The sequence below is a fragment of the Halorubrum sp. Ea8 genome, from assembly GCF_002252925.1.
Taxonomy (GTDB): domain Archaea; phylum Halobacteriota; class Halobacteria; order Halobacteriales; family Haloferacaceae; genus Halorubrum.
In genome coordinates, this window is sequence record NZ_NHPF01000109.1 from 1 (window position 1) to 16,977 (window position 16,977).

Here is a 16,977-nt window from a genome sequence, read left to right on the forward strand (position 1 = left end):
GTCAGGGCCGCCGCGGTACCGTCACCGAGGAACCACCCGAGGGCGTTCTGGTAGGCGGCCGATGGCGTGACGATGTTGAGGAACGCATACCAGCCCGGCACCGTCGCGATTCCGCCGAAGGAGAACCCGTTCACAACGAACATGACTGCCGGGGCTAGGAGATCGCCGAGGAACTCGAGGAGGACGAACACGCCAACCCCAAACGCCATCGCCCGCCCGCCGCTCCCCGTCGTCGCGGAGACGGCGACCATGATGCCCACGTACACGAGGGCAAATAGGAGCGTAACCGCGGCGAAGATCGCGTAGTCGACCGGCGAGAACGTCGGGAACAACGCGACGATCACCGCGAGCGTGACGGCGAGGCCGACGAGGATGGCAACCGCGAGCACCGCAGTACGGCCGATGAGCTTCCCGAGAACCACGTCCGCGCGGCTGTGTGGGAAGCCCAACAGGAGCTTGCTAGAGCCGCGTTCGCGTTCGCCGGCGATCGCTCCCGCACCGATGACGATCGCCGCGACCGAGACGAACAGCGTCATCACGGCCAGCAGGAGCGTCAGGTATCCGAGGGTGCTCAGTTCACCGATATCCTGACTGAGTTCCGGGACGGTAGCGTAGAGGACCGCCAGCCCTGCAGAAAGGAGGACGAACGCGGCGGTGATTGCCCAGAGGGCCTTCGAGAGCCTCGCGTCCCGGAAATCCTTCCGAGCGACGACGGCCCAGCTCATGCGCGCACCTCCTGGCCGTCGGCCGAGGGAGTCACGACTTCGCGGTCGTCCTCGTCTGCGCTGCTCGTGGCCGTGTCGTCATCCGTCGTGTAGGCCGCGAACATCTCCTCGAGGGAGGTCTCCTCGACATCGAAGTCGACCACGGTCCCGCCGGCCGCCTCGACGGCGTGTATGACCGCCGTCTTCGCGTCCGGCGCACACATCACGGTCACGCGAGTCTCGCTGTCGGCGTGAACGCCGGTCACGTCCGGAAGATTAGCGACCGCGTCAACCATATCGTCGGTCACTGACTCGACGGTGAGGACCAGTCGAGTGTCGGTCCCCAGCGCATCCCGAAGCGCGTCGATGGTGTCGACGGCGACCAGTTCGCCGTTCCGGAGGATCCCGACGCGGTCACAGACTGCCTCGACCTGTTCGAGGATGTGCGAGGAGAAGAACACCGTCGCCCCGCGGTCGCGCTCCGCCCGAATGATCTCGCGCATCTCGCGCGCCCCGTTCGGGTCAAGCCCAGTCGACGGCTCGTCGAGGATCAGCAGCTCCGGCGAGCCGGCCAGCGCCATCGCGAGGACGAGGCGCTGTTTCATCCCCTTCGAGAAGCCGCCGGCCTTCCGGTCGGCCGCGTCGGCAATACCGACGCGCTCTAGCAGTTCGATCGGATCGTCGTCACTCTCTTTCGATGCGATTGCGAATTCGAGGTGCTGTCGAGCCGTCAGCCGATCGTAGAGGTGATAGCCGTCCGGGAGTACGCCGACCGCCTGTCGCACGGCCAGCGACTCCGTCTGTGCGTCGTCGCCCAAGACGGTCGCCGTCCCTGCCGACGGGCGGACGAAGTCAAGGAGAATGTCGATGGTTGTCGACTTCCCGGCGCCGTTGGGCCCGAGGAACCCGAAAATCTCTCCCTCGCGGACTGTCAAGGAAACGTTATCGAGCGCAGTGACGTCGCCGTACTGCTTGCTCAGTCCGACAAGTTCGATTGCGATTCCGTCAGAACGGTGGCCGAGTTGTTCATCAAGCTGACTCATACAGCACTCAATACGGGAGGAGGCCGCAAGATTGTGCTCGCCGTACCTATCCGCGTTTTATATACTCTTTGTCTTCACCAACGCAGAGGACCGCCGTCGCCTGATTATTTAAGTACCGGATGGGTACGGCACCAATCATCAGTCAATCCTCGTCATATACTTGGTTGATATGAGTACTCAAGCTAGTCCATCGGATCGACAGTCCTTGACCCGCCGCGCGTTCGTCGGCACCGGCGCCCTCGTGGCCGTCGGATCGTTGTCCGGCTGTCTCGCTCGCGGCCCTTTCCAGCGGGACGAGGTGACAGAGGCCGTTACGGGTACGTTTGCGCCACCCGATGTACAAGAAATACGGGTCACCAACGCCATCGGCGACGTGACCGTACGAGCGGTGAACACCGACGAGATCGGGGTCCGCGTTCTCAAACGTTCGGTCGTCGGTGCTCGGGGTCTCGAAGACATTACCGTTCGGATCGGGGTGGAGAGCGGCGTCCTCACCGTCGAAACGAGTCTCGCGGACGAGGTGACGTGGTTCACCCGCTCCTCGCCGGGGACGGACGTATCGATTACCGTGCCACAGGGCACTGCCGGACCGATCGTCTCCTCGGTCGCCTCTCGGCTCGGGAACGTCTCCCTGTTCGATACTCGCGGCGATACGATCGCCCGAACGAATCTGGGGGACGTGACTGCCGCGCGCGTCGACGGCTACCTCACTCTCGAGTCGGAGCTCGGAACGATCCTCGCCGACGACGTGACGGGGTTAGACCGCGTCCGAACCGAACTCGGCCAGATCAAGGTCGATCTCGCGGGCCTCCGAACGGATATCGAGATCGGTACCCAGATGGGCGACGTGGTCGTCGGCATCGACGAGACGCTGGACCTCGACGTGGTAGCCGAGTCCGACGCCAGTGTCGACTCCGACCTCCCGCTCACCGGAGGCCGGTCCGAGCGCCGGCGGGTTACCGGTCGGCTCAACGCCGGCGGGTCCCGCCTCCACGTCTTCAGCGACGTGGGCGAGGTCTCCCTGCGGATGATGTGAGGAGACGGGGTGTCGAGGACGTATCGAATGGCCCCTATTTTAAATTTAGAAATCCGAATTTGGCGATATCAGTCACAGAATCGGTTACCCCGGTACCGGCAGCCCCGAAACGGTTCGTTGAGGAGCCGCTGTACGGACAGTTCGAGCCTCGGAAACGTTGTTTGCGGCTTCGTTTCAGTCGTTTCTCGTCCTGGCGGCGTCGGAGACAGCTTCGGCGGAGTTCCCCGCCGGAGTGCCGGGGTCGGTCGCACCGGAGAGGTGCGTGTGTTTGAATCCGGTCGGATACTTTAGTCCGTAGCCAACCGCACGGTCAACTCCGATGTGAGCGGCCCAGATGAGTGCGACCCATATGACGGTCGCCATGCCGAACCACATCCCAGCCGCCCCGAGTGCGACTGGCGTGAGGTACGTGTGGAACGCGTTATAGACGGCACTGCCGACCCGAGGGCCAGCGAGGTACGCCACCATCGAGATGTCGGGGGCGAGCGCAAGGATCACGAACAGCCACAGCGGGCCACCAATCGTGAAATATGCTGCCGTCGCCACAGCGGCGATCCCAGCCCCTTCTAACCGAAGTATGAATTTCGGGTACATGCCACGGTTACGCTGGCCGAGAATAAATACTCGTAGTGAAGTGTGTGAACGAAGTCGCGTGACGGTTGTCGTCATTCCCGCTCTGCTGACTACATCCTCTGTATCTTGCATGCCAATACTGACACCGACAGTAGATTTCAACAAGCCCGACCGCGTAATTGTTGAAGCCGTCACCGGTGGCTGGTGTCTGTTACTGAGCGGGCTACGACTCGAATCTTCAGACCTGAAGCCTCACTCAGTTTTTGAGGTGCCATCTCGATCGATGGGCATAGCCGCACGTAGCGTGTCGCCGATGAGCGTGTGATGGGCCCGGCGCAAGCGGTCGGAGAGCGACTGCGGCGTGATACCCAGTTCCTCGGCCACGGCCGCCATCGACGCTTCACGCGGAAGATCGAAGTATCCCATCTGCCAGGCCGTCACCAGTGCGTCTTGTTGTTTCGGGGTGAGCCCGAATCTGCTACCGGTCTTGGCGTAGGTCATCTCGTGGAGGCGCACCAAGTCGAACGAGAATCCCCGGTCACGGAGGAAACGGGTGAACTCGCCGATACGTGCCTGGCTGTCGAATCGGATTCGGAGACCCCATCCATTAGCGTCTCCCCTGGCTTTGAGGATTGATGTTCCATCGCTCGTATACTCTTGGGCGAGGGATTCGACGTGGTCACCCCACGTCGCGCGGTACGTAGTGAGATTCTCGGCGTCTTGCATCCGGTGGAGGGTGTCGATCGAGTCGTCCGCACGGGCGGCGGTTTCGAAGGCCGCGTTCGATACCCCCGAGACGACGAAATACGGGGTCAGAGACTCCATATCCGAGGCGACAAGCCGGTCGATCTCGACCACCGTCGTCGGCTCGGCATCGAACGTTTCGGAGAGAGCGAGGGCTCTTGGAGGCACGCGGAACTCTCCAAATATGCTCATAGAGTAACAATTCTAAATGGGATTGAATAACTGTTCGGGAGGCAGTATAGTGTCAGCAGAGCTGAAGAGTCGGCACACGATTATCAACTTAGTCCTGTCGGCGTGCGCGACGGTGAACGAGGCCACCGAGAGCCGCCCAAGCGACTCCAAACGGCACGAGAAGATTATTGGACTGCAGTAACAGCATTCGCAGCGCCGCCGGCAGAACGTCGTAGGGGAGGAGCATCCCCATTGGAAGCACGGCTGCGAATACGAGAAGCACAGCCGTAATCGTCGGGCGATCAGGATCCTTCCACAGGCCGATTCCGAGCAAGCCTGCTCCGACGACCACGAGACTATATCCCCCATATGCAGCAATGAGAAACAGCGTATTCTCTCCGGCTGCGGGCACTACCCGGAAGCCAGCCGACACCGACGCGGTGACAGCCCGAACGTGTAGTCCTGCGACCAGAACCATCCCGGAAGCTACCACTCCGAGGCCGATTCGGCCAATTCGCCCGTACTGGTCGCCGAGAGTAGCTGGCACTCCGATCACCCCGCCTATCATCAGCGTCCAACCCAGTAGCCTGAAGACGTCGAATACGGTCGCATCGTATGGTCTGGTACCGAAGACGACGGGTTCCAGCAACGACGAGGCGGTCCAGCAGAACACTCCCACGACCGCACCGGTACCACACCACGCTATCGTCGAGGAATGCACCCTGCTACCGCTTGCTCGTCTACGAACCATCGAAACCCTGCCCGTCGGTCACGGATCCACTCTCTTCGGAGTCGAATTCGGGCGTGTATATCATCAGGCTATGAGGTCAAGACGTGAATCTCCGCGTGAGGATGCCGTTTGAAAGATGGTATTAGCCATTTATACTGGCTATCTTATATTCGGTCGAACGTCAACATCCTTTCGTCGTACCCATTCGTAAGTGGTGTACAGTTAGGATAATCACGTGCTCGTTACCTAGCCGAGTCTATTTGCAATATTCCGGAGGGTGTCATAGAACTTTTCGCACAGTGTCGACAATTGCCGACTAAGCGGCGATGAGCGGGCAATCGTTCCAAGTTGTATATCCGTGATGGTGGGTATTGAGAGATATGGGTCTCATCGCTGAATACGAGATCACCTGTGAGCGTCTCCCGCTGGTGGGGGTCGCAGGGGATGTTCCAGAAGCAACGCTGGATGTCGAACTCCAGCCCAATCACGGGAATCATCCACCGTTCATCGTGCACGCGACGCATGAAACGCCCGCGTCGATAGAGCAAGCATTCGAGTCATCATCGTTCGTTGCGGAGTATACTCTGATCGGGCAGGCAGGCGAAACGTGTCGATATCAGGTTTTGCCGGCTCTGGGAATGGAAGCCCAACTCGGCGATCATATCAAGGATCCCTCAGAGCTCCGTGCACTCGCCACTACCGACTCTATTATTGACCGAATCCGCGTCACGCCGACCGGGTGGATACAAAGTGGATGGTTCAACGATAAGGCGGTGTTGGACGAGTTTCGCACGTTCTGGCAGCGTAACGGTGAATTCGCCTTGCGGCGACTCACGTACGATGGCGAGGCCGCAGAAGCGGGCGATGGACTTACTGACCAGCAGCGTGAGGCACTGCGAATCGCCTACGAGATGGGGTACTTCGACATTCCGCGAATGGCAACGCTCGATGAAATCGCTGGCGAGATTGGGATCACCGCCTCGTCGCTCTCCGAGCGTCTCCGTCGGGCACAAACCCACCTCATCGAAACAACTGTTGCGTCGACGTGGCCGCCGCTCCCCGAGTGAGATTTCGGTTTCTCCTGCGCCGCATATAAACTGCCGCACAAGTGAGAGACAGGCTTAGCGGGGACTCCTCCGAAGTATGGCATACCCCTATGGAGTCGCAACCTCCCCGAATGCAGGTCGATCGTGTACGCCAGCCAAACGAAGAGCAACTTGCCATTGATGCGGCCGATATACATGTCACATATGCGGATGGGACGGAGGCCGTTCGCGGTGTCGATCTCACTGTTGAGAAGGGCGAATTCTTCGGCTTTCTGGGTCCGAATGGTGCCGGAAAGACGACGACTATCAAGACCCTCGTGACACTGCTCCATCCGAATCACGGTTCGGTGACCATCAACGGATATGACGTCGAAACGGAGCCACAGGCGGTGTCTGAATCCATCGGCTACATGGCTCAAGAGACCAGCGTCGACGAGGAACTCACCGCGCGTGAGAACATTCAATTTGCTTGCAAGGTGTATGGGGTCCCAGCCTCCGAGCAAGATGAACGTATCGAGAAACTTCTCGATTTGGTCGGTCTCACGGACGTTGCTGACAAGCGGGCAGAGAACTACTCCGGCGGGATGAAAAAGCGACTGGACGCTGCCACCGTCCTCGTGCATCGACCGCCGCTGGTGTTCCTTGATGAACCGACGACCGGGCTCGACCCTGAAGCCAGAATGCGCCTTTGGAACTACTTCGAGCAGCTCAACGAACACGGAACGACCGTGTTTCTCACGACACAGTATCTCGAAGAAGTGGACCGTCTCTGCGACCGCCTGTCCGTGATTCAGGACGGGAAAATTATCGCAACTGACACCCCGGACGCTCTCAAGTCGGCTGTTGGTGGCGACATTCTTGACCTAGCACTAGAAGACTCGTCCAGACAAGAGACAGAACGCGCAATAGAAGTAGTGCGTGAATCGGACGCCCTCGAAGCGGCGACTATTGAAACAACGGACGATGGATTCACCATCACAGCCGAAGACGCTCGGGAAGCTGTAGGTGACCTCTTCGTCGCGCTGCACAAGGCTGACGTCGTAGTCACTGGATTCGATGTCCGGTCGCCCACGCTTGATGACGTGTTCCTTACGCTCACTGGTGAGAGTCTGGAGGCTTCCAACCAAGACGGGGCGAACGAACAGAGAGTTACTGTCCCTGAACAGGAGGTGGCCGAATGAGCAATATCACCGATGAGGGTGATGTCTCTGGTAGCGATACCGCACAGAAAGCTCCGGGGAACAGCTCTGTGGCAGACATGCAGATCAGTGTCAAACGGTGGCTCGTCAAGACATCCCGGAACCCCTTCGTGACGTTCTCATCGCTGATCCAGCCGGTCATCTTCTTCGTGTTGATGGCTGAAGTCCTCGGCGCTATTGTCAGCGGCGCACTGGCTCAGACGGTCGGTAGTGACATCAACTACATCACGTACCTCACCCCAGCCATCGTGATTCAGTCCGCGCTCGCTGCGGCTGCGGTCTCCGGTATCGGATTAGTCGACGACATGGACACGGGAATGTTCGAGAAACTCCTCGCCTCACCGATGGACCGGGGTGCCATGTTCCTCGGCAAAGTCCTGTCGGAGGTGGTCCGAATTGTCGTCCAGACCACAATCATCCTCTTGCTTGGCTACGTGATGCTGTATCTCCAGTCAGGCGCGTCGGTCGGGAGCTATCTCCGGACAGGGCTACTGGGTTTCATTGGCGTCATAGCGATTGCAGTGATATTCGGTGGCGCGTTCATGGCGTTCTCGAATATCGTCGCGCTCGTAACGCATGATCAAGAGGCGACGACCATGATCGCCAATCTTCTGACGTTTCCGCTGTTGTTCATCTCCAGTGCGTTTGTCCCGCTTGAGGTTCTTCCAGGATGGATTCAGTCAGTTGCAGTGGTCAATCCTATCACCTACGGTGTTGACGGTGTTCGAGCGTTCATGCTCGGCCAGAATGTGATGACGGTTTTTTACGTAACGGCCTTCTCGGGTCTCTGGAATACAGTAATTCCTTCTGTCGCCGTTCTCATCGGTTTCAACGTCGTTCTCGGTGGGTTTGCCGTCCACCTGCTCAACCGAGCTTCCAAAGCCAAAGTCCAGTAATCATGTCATTCGTTCTCACATCAATCATATATAAGATAAATATCGAAACCGGCGACCGAAGTGAGTGCTGAGGTAAATGAGTTTGACTATTCTACGAGAGGACTCCTACATTGAGGCGTTTTTCGATATTGTAGAGACGGAGACTCTCGCACTGTTCGAGCATCTTCAATTCGAGTTCCTGACCGAATTCGATGTGTTCGCCCCCACTCCCGAGGGGCGAACACGTGAACACCACCCGCCGGAGCTGTTTCGAGGCTTTCTGCACTGCTACTACAAGGACATCTACGGCATCCGCCCGGTTACACGCGAACTCAACAACGACCCCGTCTGGCTCGGATGTGGCTTTAATCGGCCACCCTCACGAGACGCAGTCGACCGCTTTCTCACCGACCTCGAACACATCGTCAAGGAAGTTTTCGAGCGCCTCGTCAAGCAGGCCGCTCGACGGGGCTTGCTCGACTCTACGTTTTGCATCGATTCGACCGATATCCGGGCTATGCCTACCGATTCCGACGCCTCGAAGAACTACGACCCGACTGCCGAGGAGTACTACTACGGCTACGGCTGCACGGTAGTCTCGACCGGCGCAAAGATTCCGATTGCGGCGGAGTTCACCCAGAGCAAGCAGGCGTCCCAAGAGACGGCGATGCGTGTTACCCGTGACGCGCTCGTCGTCAAGCAGCCGATGTGGATGCTCGGCGACAGCGCCTACGATATCCTCGACTGGCACGATCATTTGCTGAGTACAGGGGTGGTGCCGGTCGTCCCGTACAACCCGCGCAATACCGATGACCCGCTCGACATCGAGTACAGGGTCGAAGACCGCATCGAGACTCACAGTGAGAGTGTCCATCTCAAGCAATCAATTTTAGACGAGACGTACAACCGCCGGTCACAGGCCGAACGAACACTCGGAGCCTGCAAGGACTGCGGCCTCGGGACGCTGCGCGCCAGAGGCCGCGTCCACGCGCGAGCGCAAGTCTTCCTCGCGCTATGTCTCCGGCTGGTCGTCGTAATCACAAACTACGAGCGCGGGGATGCTCCGGGAAGCACGACCATCAGGGTATAAAACAGTTCTAACTCCGCAGAGGGTGCCATAGAACTCTCCACATACCTTCGGTAGTAGCTGAGTGAACGGTAGCTGATAGCAGAGTTTTTGCCAGGGCCTGTGAACCCATGGTAGCCGTCTTCTCCGCTACTATCCACACCATGCTAACCGTTCTATGACACCCTCATATTCCGTCCTATACATGGCGTTCCTGAAGTTTCTCTGGCGGGTGATGTGTTCCACAGTTCAATTCGAGGAGTCCCTGAATCGCACCATAATCTCAGGACGACATCGAGAATACCGACTGTCCTACTGTGTCTCAATATATAATGCACGGATGGATACGGCGGGAGCCATGTGTCCATACAGATCGTATCTATTGGTATGTCCTCAGCAACAATTGATGAAGAGACAGTTGTACAGGATCGTGACGAGCAGACGCAGCCGCTGAGCAGAACGTTCGATGTGGCTATCTCGTTGTTTCTCGTACTCGCAGAGCGGTTTTCGGAGCTGCCGGATACCTCCTCGCCGGGTTCGCGGACGTTGGGCGGGTCACGTCTTGGGTAGCTTCCGGACGGATTACATCGACTGAGATGAGTGACCCCGAACTGATCGACGCGGTCTACGCCTTCATTTGGGGAAACGGAGTCAGCTTGACACTAACCGGCGTGACGCTGGTCGTGGCTGGTATCGCGTTCTTCGGGTTCCAGACCCGCGCGCGACGACGCTTCGACGCAACCGGGATTGTATCGCCGAGCACGACCGAAAACGCCATCCTCGGGGCGATGGTCACGATCGTCGCGTCGTTCGTGCCGTTCTCCCCCGTCATCGGTGGCGGGGTCTCTGGCTACCTCAACCGCGGATCGGATAGCAGTGCCGTTCGAACTGGTGGCTTGGCTGGCCTATTCGCCACCATCCCGGTCATCACCGTGTTCGCAGTCGTCATCTGGAGTCTCCTGGGGAGCGCCACGGGGCTGACGGCGATCATCGTCGCTACCCTGGCATTCTCGCTGATAATCTCTGTGGCGTACATGGTCGGCCTGAGCATCCTCGGTGCCTACCTGGGCACCCACCCATCGTTCGCTAACACGTTCGGTGACGCCGAATAGAGGGGGGATCGGGTTCAGGCTAGCAGATATCGGCGGCCCCGTCTTCGCCCGAAATACTACTACTCCCGTTCCGACTATTCTTGGTTCCCCTTTCCGGCTATCGGGGGTTCACGCAGCCTTCATGAGAGTCGTAGTTATCGCGACACCAACCCGAAGACAACGCCAGCGAGTAGACAGCACTAGGGGTTGAAACCTTTCTGCGACGGTACCAGTATATGGAAACTCGATGGATACGACGGGACGGTACCACCCCTGTACCGTACGTCTCTGGTTCGGCCGTGACATCTCGGAGAGTGTAAGGACGCTTGGTGGCACGCGGAACTCTCCGAAGATGCTTCTAGAATAATAGTTCCCAACTGAACTCAATAGCTGTTCGGAAGAGTGTCTGTAGTGGCGAAACCGAGGCTTAGTACGGTGCCACGATGTTTCCCCACTCTCGTCGGCGATCATCCGCGAGGGCTCACTGTGTTTCGAGAAACACTGTAGCAATTCGGCCCGATAATCGTGCGGCCTGGTTTAGGATGTAGGTGGTAATCCCGAGGGCAATAATGCCGATAGGAACCGCTACGATCGCTTCCGGTAATGTATCAATCCTTCAGACGCCGAGTTGGATGCCGTCTTCAACGAGGGAATAGGTGAGTGGTGCCGTGAGCAACCCGATTGAGACGGTCAGTGTCGTCACTACGAGAGTAAAGGACGCGATGCCGACCGGGAACTTCAAAAGCAGATAGCAAAGCCCCACCCAAGTTGAACGCGCCGTCAGGCGAGTCCTCGCTCGCGACCAGATACCCTCGTCCACCCCGGTCTCCATATCGTCGGGTGCTTGAATAGCAAGCCCAAGGAGGTTGTTTGCAAGGCGGCGTTCAAACGAGGCCAGCCGGCGACTCCCAATTACGACAGCGATCAAGAGCGGAATTCCGAGTAGCGTAACCACGAGTCCGATGCCGAGTGTCAATCCAGTTGTTAGGACGACAAAATACAGTCTTCCTAAGGGGAACGTCAGCAGGAGATAGAGGAGATTTCGGTATGTTTGGGGGCGGATAACTGATCCGAGCGTCTGACTCAATAGTGACTGCTGTCGGCGATCCTCGGACGTGCTAACAGTTCGTGCAATGATGTTTTGTGGTATAACTTTGTACCCCAGTTCTATCCAGATGGCCGTTCGACAGCATCAGGACTGATCTCAGCTTCACCACCAGCTTGGGCGGCACGCCGGTCCTGCCAGAGGAGCCACATCCCCATCAGACCGACCACGACTGACAGGCCGAGATACGCGAGTATGAACGTCGTCGTTCCCTCAGCACCGATTGTGGCGGGGACCAGCGGAAGCGTGATGTCGGCCGCGACGTGCCAGACGACGAGCGGCCAGAGGCTCCCCAGTCGGAACGCAACAGCTGCCAGGCCGATCGCCATCGGAATCATCAGGACGACCCCGATCAGCCAGTCACCGACCGATGCACCGAATATCACCTGCGAGACGTGGGATAGCGCGAACAGTGCTGCAGTCACGAGGGCGGCGAACAATCGCCCCTTCGATTCGAGCGCACGGAGTAACACTCCTCGGTAGAGGAGTTCTTCGCTGAGACCAGCACCCAGTGCGCTCCCGACGACGATGACGAGCAACGCGACCCATCCGGATAGTGTCGCGCCCTCAGTGAGCGAAACGTCGGGAATGGCGATTCCGAACGCGAACGGGAGGGCCACGAACCCGAATAGCGGCACGAGATACACCAGCGCACGGCGATTGACCGGTGCGGCCAAGCGGATCTTGCCCCACCAGCCGAGCCACGCGACGAGCCCGATGACGAATGCGACCCAGATCCAGTTCGTGATCAAGGAGATGCCATCGAGCGTGAGGCTCGGGAATACGGCGCCCAGTATGTATCGCGTGGCGATGAATAAGGCGACGATGAACCCGAGGGTTCCGACCGCGAAGCTCAGCGGGCGACGCTCGACGAAGGTTGTCATATGAATAGAGACGTCTGAACAGCACAAGTGTTCTCGCACAGTACTCATCCGTGTTTTATATACTCGGTCTTCACCATCCATGCCGTCCGACAACGACAAGATGGGTATCTCGAGCGGGAAGCTCACTCCTCGTTAGGGCCAAACCGTTCATCCAGAAATCCCCGAATATGGTCGGTTACACGTTCTTGGCCTGGGAGCGAGAGGAAGTGCCGTTCGCCAGCCAGGGTGATACACTCGACGAGTGCTGGTAACGTCTGCTCGACACGCGGACGAATTCGACTCGCCGGGAAGAACGGGTCCCGTTCGCTCAAGATGACCAGGGTCGGCGCGTCGAACGCGGCCAGGTCTGCCAGGTCGTCCGGACCGGGGAATGAAGCCTGAAGATCGCCCGTCCGGAGTGCTTGCCCGACAGTCTCGATGACGACGTCGTCGACAGTTTCTATCGGATCGCTGAACATCGGGGCCAGGGCACGGCTCAATAGCCCTCGTCGTGGGACGACTCGATACGCCAGCGACAGAACGACGATTCGAGCGAGAGCCGACGAGAGGGGAGTACCGAACCCTGCGGGAGCGACCAGTACGGCTGCAGCGATTCGGTCAGGGGCGTGAACTGCCGCCTCCAAGAGAACTCCCCCACCGTGAGAGACCCCAATCATCGCTGCCCGATCGATTCCGACGTCATCGAGCACGTCGGCGACCCACGGACCGTACTCGTCGGGTTCGTGCGGGTCGCTCCAGCCGGGCTGTCCGGGCGTATCCGGCGCGATGAGGTAGTACTCGCTGGAAAGTTCCTGAACCCACGCGAGGGTCACCGGATTCGTGACGTTGCCGCCCTGGAACACCACTACCGGCGGTGCAGTTGCATCCCCAGCAGTCAGGACGTGCGTTCGGCCTGTTCTGGTCTCGATCCACCGGTCGGTAACGGGGACATCGAGGAGTACGCTGATGGCGTCGTCGTAGAGGTCCCCGAACCGAGACACCCTGGCAGGTCGAATACCGCCGTCGACCGAGCCAGCAGATTGCTCGGAAAACTCCATGCTATCAGTGGCAGCGGTTTCGCGACCAGAGCGAGGTCGTGTATTCATACTAGTGACACGTCGGGTGACGCGATATAGTTGCGTGGCCACTGGTTCGCATAGCGACCTGCCCGCCTCTATCGAGGCCGTAGCCGCGCTAGGTGAACGCATGGGTCACTACTGGTTTATCATCTCTGCCCCCCTCTTAGCGGTAGATATGTCCTCAGAAGCCGTTTTGACAGATGTAGAGCAGTCACTTGTCGCCACCGTCACGACCGAGACGGTCCCTGGCCACGAGATTGTGGAGGTGCTCGGTATCGCCCGGGGCAACACTGTCCGAGCACGGAATGTGGGACGCGATATCACCCAGGGGATTCGGAATCTCGCTGGCGGCGAACTCAAGGCCTACTCGACGTTGCTTGCCGATGCCCGAGATCAGGCCATCGAGCGGATGGAAGCGGACGCACTTGAGATGGGAGCGGACGCCGTCGTGAACGTCCGCATGGAAACGTCGGAGGTCACCCAGGGCGCGTCGGAAGTGATCGCCTACGGCACAGCTGTCAAACTCGCCTAAAAGACTCCCCGTCGCTCTGTCCCGGCCTACGATCTATATGCATTGAGAGCACCGGTCTCAACTATCAATTAGTATTGAAAAAACTCTCTCGCCGGTCCAGTTCGAATACACAGACGCCCGTGACCGCTCTCTCGAGTAACCGAGAGATACCCATTAACGAGACATATATGTCGCGGACAGTCACGGAAGGGACACGTTCGCCGTGAGTTCACGACATTTGCGGCAGCGGTGCGTCCGTCCGCGTCGAGGTGTCCGAGCCCGCGTCAGAGGTCAATTCCGCTGACTTCGAACCGGGCTCCGCCGCTCGCTGACGCTCCGACTCCGATTTCCCAGCCGTGGGCCTCCGCGATTTCGGCGACGATCGCCAGCCCGAACCCCGTTCCGTCTCCCGTCGTCGTATGACCCCACTCGAAGACGTCGTTCCTCTCGTCCGCCGGGACACCCGCCCCGTCGTCTTCGACGTAGAAGCCACTCCGGTCCGACCCGTCGAGCGTTCCGACCCGAACAGCCACCGACGACCCGCCGTGGTCGCTGGCGTTCTCGAAGAGGTTTACGAAAAGCTCGTGGAATCGGTCTCGGTCCGCTCGAAGGGTCGTCGAGGACTCGATCTCGAGCGTCGCCGGCGCCATGTCGCAGTCGACCCAGACGGTCTGCGCGACCGCCGCCAGATCGACTTCGGTCCGCTCGTGAATCAAGTCGCCTTCCCGGGTGAGCTGGAGGAGTTCCGACAGCATCTCTTCCATGCGATCGGCGGCGTTCTCGATCGCGTCGAAATGCTCCGAACCGCCGGTCTGTCTGGCGAGCTCCGCGTGCCCCTGAATCACTGAGAGGGGATTTCGGAGGTCGTGTGAGACGATACCGGCGAACCGGTCGAGCCGCTCGACCTTCTCTTCTAATTGCCGGCGGTTCCGGACGCGATCAGACACGTCCCGGAGCATCGCGACCATCTGCTTCGGTTCGGCGTCCGCCGCGGCATCGCCCCCGTCTGCCGGCTCCAGCGTCGCTCCGGATATCTCCGTCGGGACCTCGTCTCCGTCCTTCGTCAGGCACGTCAGGTCGTCGGTGAAGCCGGTTCCTTCCGTTTTGACCTGCGAAATAAACTCCTCGCGAACCCGAGCGATGTCGTCTGGGTGGATGCCTTCGGGGTCCATCGACAGGAGCTCTTCGCGGGAGTATCGCAGCAGCTCGCACGCCCTCGGGTTGACGTCGACGAACGACTCGGTCCCGAAGTCGACGATCATGACGGCGTCGTTGTTGTGCTCGAATACCTTTCGGTACCGCTCCGCGACGGACGACCGGCCGCCACCGTTTTCGCTCGCTTCGACGTCTCTACCCCCCGTCGGTTCGTTACCCATGTATCGGCTGTCCTCGTCTGAAATTCCAGTGTCTGATTCGGTCGATCGGGCCGCACGACGGCATACCACTCCCCGCGGCGGAAAGCCTGTTTTACGTCACTCCTGATAATGTGCGGACCACGATTAAATAGCCCCCGCGGAAGTGTACGCCAACCGCCTCGGCGGACGCACACTCATGAGTCGACAATCACGCGATCACAACGGAAGCGGAGGATCGGACAAGGCGGCGGATCGAGACGGGAAGACCCCGCTCTCGACGCTCACGGCCGAGCACGCGAAGCTCCTCTCGGAGATCGGGACGGAGTTGAGCGAGTCGAGCGACGCGATCGAGTCGCTGTCTCGCGGCGCCGCGGAGGCGAACGCGTCCAGTTCTGACACGGCTTCGTTGGCGGAGACGGCACGTGGATCGGCTCGGGAGGCGAACGCCGATGTCGACGAAGCGAAGGTCGCGGCCGCCGCGGCCGAAGAGAAGTTGGAGACCCTCCGCGAGACGGTCACCGAGATCGACGACATCGTCGGGATGTTGAACGAGATCGCCGACCAGACGAACATGCTCGCGTTGAACGCCTCGATCGAGGCCGCTCGCGTGGGTGAGGCGGGCTCCGGCTTCGCTGTCGTGGCGGACGAAGTCAAGGACTTGGCCGAACAGGCACAGGAGCGCGCGACGGAGATCGAGGCGACCGTTGAGGAGGTGCGATCGACCGCAGACGAGACGATAGATCAGATCGAAACGGTCGACACGCGTACCGACACCGCGGCGGCGTCGATCACGGACGCGGTTGACGACCTCGACGGGATCGCCGGCAGCGCGGTTCGGACGTCGGAGAACGTCGACCAAGTGACCGAGACGACGCAGGCGTACGCGGACAACCTCGACGACATCGCTCGAGACGTGATCGACGCGATCAGTCAGGCGAACGAGCTGAACGATCGAACGGATGAGGCGACGGGTCGATAAATTCGTCCGGCGACGAGTAACCGGCTACGCTCGCCTCACAGTTCCATCTCGGTCGCCGAGTCGACCTCGAACCGTGTGACCTCCGGCTCGCCGGCGAGCAGGTCTGGCAGCGCCGCCTCGAACTCTCGGAAGTGGTCCGTCTCCTCGGACCGCGTCTCCGAGAAGGTGGAGGGCCTAGCGGATCGGACGACCCGCCTCCGCGAGTCGCTCGCGACGTTCCGGACCCGTGACCGGGGCGACATACCGTCGGCCGAGGGGCAACGCAGTGACGCGCCGTCGGCGGCCGACGACTGACGCCGCGCTGGTTGGCGCGGTATGTCTCGGTCTCCGGCCCTCTCCTCGCCGGTAACTGGGTCGTAACGAGGTAACTGAGTCCCCCGATAGGGTTTATATTGAACGCACCTGCGGGCCCGTATGGGAAAGTACGCGGTGTTGCTCAGCGCCGGTCCCGACAGGACCGGGAGCGCGCTTAACGGGGTGGAGTACGCGCTCCGGCTCGCCGACGACGGCCACGACGTGCGGGTGTACCTCGACGGCCGGGCGACCCGATGGCCCGGCGAACTGGCGACGCGAGCCGACCACCCGCTTCGCGACAATCTCGACCGGGCAGTGGCCGGCGATGTCGAGATCGCCGCCTGCGCGTTCTGCGCGGCCGCGTTCAATGCGACGTCGGGCTGTCGAACGGAGGGAATTCCTCTTCTCGGAACGGCCGGAGAAGAACACGGACCGGACGTCGCGGCCCTCGTCGACGACGGATACGAACTGCTCACGATGTCGTGAGTCCGGACCGACGCCGTCGCGGACGAG

At 60.0% G+C, this 16,977-nt stretch carries 19 protein-coding genes; 9 read left to right on the forward strand and 10 right to left on the reverse strand.

Going from position 1 to position 16,977, the window contains the following annotated elements:
* Nucleotides 1-725, reverse strand: a 725-nt coding sequence (locus DJ74_RS13055; RefSeq protein WP_094527513.1) for an ABC transporter permease subunit, incomplete at its 3' end; no start/stop codon positions are given.
* A complete protein-coding gene (locus DJ74_RS13060; RefSeq protein WP_094527514.1) occupies nucleotides 722-1,747 on the reverse strand; it encodes an ABC transporter ATP-binding protein in 1,026 nt (341 codons plus the stop codon). The genes DJ74_RS13055 and DJ74_RS13060, both read right to left, overlap by 4 nt.
* 373 nt (nucleotides 1,748-2,120) lie before the next feature.
* On the opposite strand from DJ74_RS13060, the gene DJ74_RS13065 reads away from it, so the two are divergent.
* Nucleotides 2,121-2,783: a hypothetical protein gene (locus tag DJ74_RS13065; RefSeq protein WP_094527515.1), complete on the forward strand. Its 663-nt coding sequence runs from the start codon at nucleotides 2,121-2,123 to the stop codon at nucleotides 2,781-2,783.
* 174 nt (nucleotides 2,784-2,957) lie between these two features.
* Here DJ74_RS13065 and DJ74_RS13070 read toward each other — a convergent pair whose 3' ends face one another.
* The 3 genes from DJ74_RS13070 to DJ74_RS18795 all read right to left on the reverse strand — a co-directional run bounded on the left by DJ74_RS13070 (nucleotide 2,958) and on the right by DJ74_RS18795 (nucleotide 4,992).
* On the reverse strand, nucleotides 2,958-3,377 hold the full coding sequence (locus DJ74_RS13070; protein WP_094527516.1) for a DUF4260 domain-containing protein: 420 nt from the start codon (nucleotides 3,375-3,377) through the stop codon (nucleotides 2,958-2,960).
* A gap of 231 nt (nucleotides 3,378-3,608) precedes the next feature.
* Nucleotides 3,609-4,292, reverse strand: a complete 684-nt coding sequence (locus tag DJ74_RS13075) for a helix-turn-helix domain-containing protein (RefSeq protein WP_094524464.1) — start codon at nucleotides 4,290-4,292, stop codon at nucleotides 3,609-3,611.
* 88 nt (nucleotides 4,293-4,380) lie between these two features.
* Nucleotides 4,381-4,992, reverse strand: coding sequence for a hypothetical protein (locus DJ74_RS18795; protein ID WP_141212509.1), 612 nt, complete (start codon nucleotides 4,990-4,992; stop codon nucleotides 4,381-4,383).
* Nucleotides 4,993-5,381: 389 nt separating this feature from the next.
* On the opposite strand from DJ74_RS18795, the gene DJ74_RS13080 reads away from it, so the two are divergent.
* The 5 genes from DJ74_RS13080 (at nucleotide 5,382) to DJ74_RS13100 (ending at nucleotide 10,299) form a co-directional block, all read left to right on the forward strand.
* The gene (locus DJ74_RS13080) at nucleotides 5,382-6,068 is read left to right on the forward strand and encodes a helix-turn-helix domain-containing protein (RefSeq protein ID WP_094524465.1); all 687 of its coding nucleotides are present in this window, start codon (nucleotides 5,382-5,384) and stop codon (nucleotides 6,066-6,068) included.
* 110 nt (nucleotides 6,069-6,178) lie between these two features.
* Nucleotides 6,179-7,228 carry an ATP-binding cassette domain-containing protein gene (locus DJ74_RS13085; protein ID WP_094524466.1) on the forward strand — a complete coding sequence of 350 codons (1,050 nt, stop codon included), beginning with the start codon at nucleotides 6,179-6,181 and terminating at the stop codon, nucleotides 7,226-7,228.
* Nucleotides 7,225-8,142: an ABC transporter permease gene (locus tag DJ74_RS13090; RefSeq protein ID WP_094524467.1), complete on the forward strand. Its 918-nt coding sequence runs from the start codon at nucleotides 7,225-7,227 to the stop codon at nucleotides 8,140-8,142. Before DJ74_RS13085 ends, DJ74_RS13090 begins: the two co-directional genes overlap by 4 nt.
* A gap of 76 nt (nucleotides 8,143-8,218) precedes the next feature.
* Nucleotides 8,219-9,211: a transposase gene (locus tag DJ74_RS13095; protein ID WP_094527517.1), complete on the forward strand. Its 993-nt coding sequence runs from the start codon at nucleotides 8,219-8,221 to the stop codon at nucleotides 9,209-9,211.
* Nucleotides 9,212-9,783: 572 nt separating this feature from the next.
* A complete protein-coding gene (locus DJ74_RS13100; protein ID WP_094527518.1) occupies nucleotides 9,784-10,299 on the forward strand; it encodes a DUF5518 domain-containing protein in 516 nt (171 codons plus the stop codon).
* 595 nt (nucleotides 10,300-10,894) lie between these two features.
* Here the strand turns inward: DJ74_RS13100 and DJ74_RS13105 are convergent.
* From DJ74_RS13105 to DJ74_RS13115, 3 genes are all read right to left on the reverse strand, one after another.
* Complete coding sequence (locus tag DJ74_RS13105; RefSeq protein ID WP_176451350.1) at nucleotides 10,895-11,365, reverse strand: sensor domain-containing protein; 471 nt, start codon at nucleotides 11,363-11,365, stop codon at nucleotides 10,895-10,897.
* 80 nt (nucleotides 11,366-11,445) lie between these two features.
* Entirely contained in the window at nucleotides 11,446-12,267 is an 822-nt protein-coding gene (locus DJ74_RS13110) for a CPBP family intramembrane glutamic endopeptidase (RefSeq protein WP_176451351.1), read from the reverse strand.
* Nucleotides 12,268-12,389: 122 nt separating this feature from the next.
* Entirely contained in the window at nucleotides 12,390-13,304 is a 915-nt protein-coding gene (locus DJ74_RS13115) for an alpha/beta fold hydrolase (protein WP_094527521.1), read from the reverse strand.
* A 196-nt stretch (nucleotides 13,305-13,500) separates the two neighbouring features.
* Here DJ74_RS13115 and DJ74_RS13120 point away from each other — a divergent pair, with 196 nt between their 5' ends.
* Nucleotides 13,501-13,857 (forward strand): YbjQ family protein, encoded by a 357-nt coding sequence (locus tag DJ74_RS13120; protein ID WP_094527522.1) that lies wholly within the window; start codon nucleotides 13,501-13,503, stop codon nucleotides 13,855-13,857.
* 263 nt (nucleotides 13,858-14,120) lie between these two features.
* Here DJ74_RS13120 and DJ74_RS13125 read toward each other — a convergent pair whose 3' ends face one another.
* On the reverse strand, nucleotides 14,121-15,212 hold the full coding sequence (locus DJ74_RS13125) for a PAS domain-containing sensor histidine kinase (RefSeq protein ID WP_094527523.1): 1,092 nt from the start codon (nucleotides 15,210-15,212) through the stop codon (nucleotides 14,121-14,123).
* A gap of 175 nt (nucleotides 15,213-15,387) precedes the next feature.
* Between DJ74_RS13125 and DJ74_RS13130 the strand changes: the two genes are divergently transcribed.
* On the forward strand, nucleotides 15,388-16,170 hold the full coding sequence (locus DJ74_RS13130; protein WP_254922172.1) for a methyl-accepting chemotaxis protein: 783 nt from the start codon (nucleotides 15,388-15,390) through the stop codon (nucleotides 16,168-16,170).
* Nucleotides 16,171-16,205: 35 nt separating this feature from the next.
* Here the strand turns inward: DJ74_RS13130 and DJ74_RS19665 are convergent, their stop codons facing one another.
* On the reverse strand, nucleotides 16,206-16,412 hold the full coding sequence (locus tag DJ74_RS19665; protein WP_094524476.1) for a hypothetical protein: 207 nt from the start codon (nucleotides 16,410-16,412) through the stop codon (nucleotides 16,206-16,208).
* 172 nt (nucleotides 16,413-16,584) lie between these two features.
* Here DJ74_RS19665 and DJ74_RS13140 point away from each other — a divergent pair, with 172 nt between their 5' ends.
* Nucleotides 16,585-16,950, forward strand: a complete 366-nt coding sequence (locus DJ74_RS13140) for a DsrE family protein (protein WP_094524477.1) — start codon at nucleotides 16,585-16,587, stop codon at nucleotides 16,948-16,950.
* The last annotated feature ends 27 nt before the right edge of the window (nucleotides 16,951-16,977 follow it).

What these genes read in the sequence shown, in the direction of transcription:
- DJ74_RS13075 (WP_094524464.1), bottom strand. Translation starts at nt 4,292, where the DNA reads ATGAGCATATTTGGAGAGTTCCGCGTGCCTCCAAGAGCCCTCGCTCTC.
- DJ74_RS13140 (WP_094524477.1), top strand. Translation starts at nt 16,585, where the DNA reads ATGGGAAAGTACGCGGTGTTGCTCAGCGCCGGTCCCGACAGGACCGGG.
- DJ74_RS13125 (WP_094527523.1), bottom strand. Translation starts at nt 15,212, where the DNA reads ATGGGTAACGAACCGACGGGGGGTAGAGACGTCGAAGCGAGCGAAAAC.
- DJ74_RS13085 (WP_094524466.1), top strand. Translation starts at nt 6,179, where the DNA reads ATGCAGGTCGATCGTGTACGCCAGCCAAACGAAGAGCAACTTGCCATT.
- DJ74_RS13115 (WP_094527521.1), bottom strand. Translation starts at nt 13,304, where the DNA reads ATGGAGTTTTCCGAGCAATCTGCTGGCTCGGTCGACGGCGGTATTCGA.
- DJ74_RS13070 (WP_094527516.1), bottom strand. Translation starts at nt 3,377, where the DNA reads ATGTACCCGAAATTCATACTTCGGTTAGAAGGGGCTGGGATCGCCGCT.
- DJ74_RS13095 (WP_094527517.1), top strand. Translation starts at nt 8,219, where the DNA reads ATGAGTTTGACTATTCTACGAGAGGACTCCTACATTGAGGCGTTTTTC.
- DJ74_RS13110 (WP_176451351.1), bottom strand. Translation starts at nt 12,267, where the DNA reads ATGACAACCTTCGTCGAGCGTCGCCCGCTGAGCTTCGCGGTCGGAACC.
- DJ74_RS13100 (WP_094527518.1), top strand. Translation starts at nt 9,784, where the DNA reads ATGAGTGACCCCGAACTGATCGACGCGGTCTACGCCTTCATTTGGGGA.
- DJ74_RS13120 (WP_094527522.1), top strand. Translation starts at nt 13,501, where the DNA reads ATGTCCTCAGAAGCCGTTTTGACAGATGTAGAGCAGTCACTTGTCGCC.
- DJ74_RS13060 (WP_094527514.1), bottom strand. Translation starts at nt 1,747, where the DNA reads ATGAGTCAGCTTGATGAACAACTCGGCCACCGTTCTGACGGAATCGCA.
- DJ74_RS13130 (WP_254922172.1), top strand. Translation starts at nt 15,388, where the DNA reads ATGAGTCGACAATCACGCGATCACAACGGAAGCGGAGGATCGGACAAG.
- DJ74_RS13090 (WP_094524467.1), top strand. Translation starts at nt 7,225, where the DNA reads ATGAGCAATATCACCGATGAGGGTGATGTCTCTGGTAGCGATACCGCA.
- DJ74_RS13080 (WP_094524465.1), top strand. Translation starts at nt 5,382, where the DNA reads ATGGGTCTCATCGCTGAATACGAGATCACCTGTGAGCGTCTCCCGCTG.
- DJ74_RS19665 (WP_094524476.1), bottom strand. Translation starts at nt 16,412, where the DNA reads ATGTCGCCCCGGTCACGGGTCCGGAACGTCGCGAGCGACTCGCGGAGG.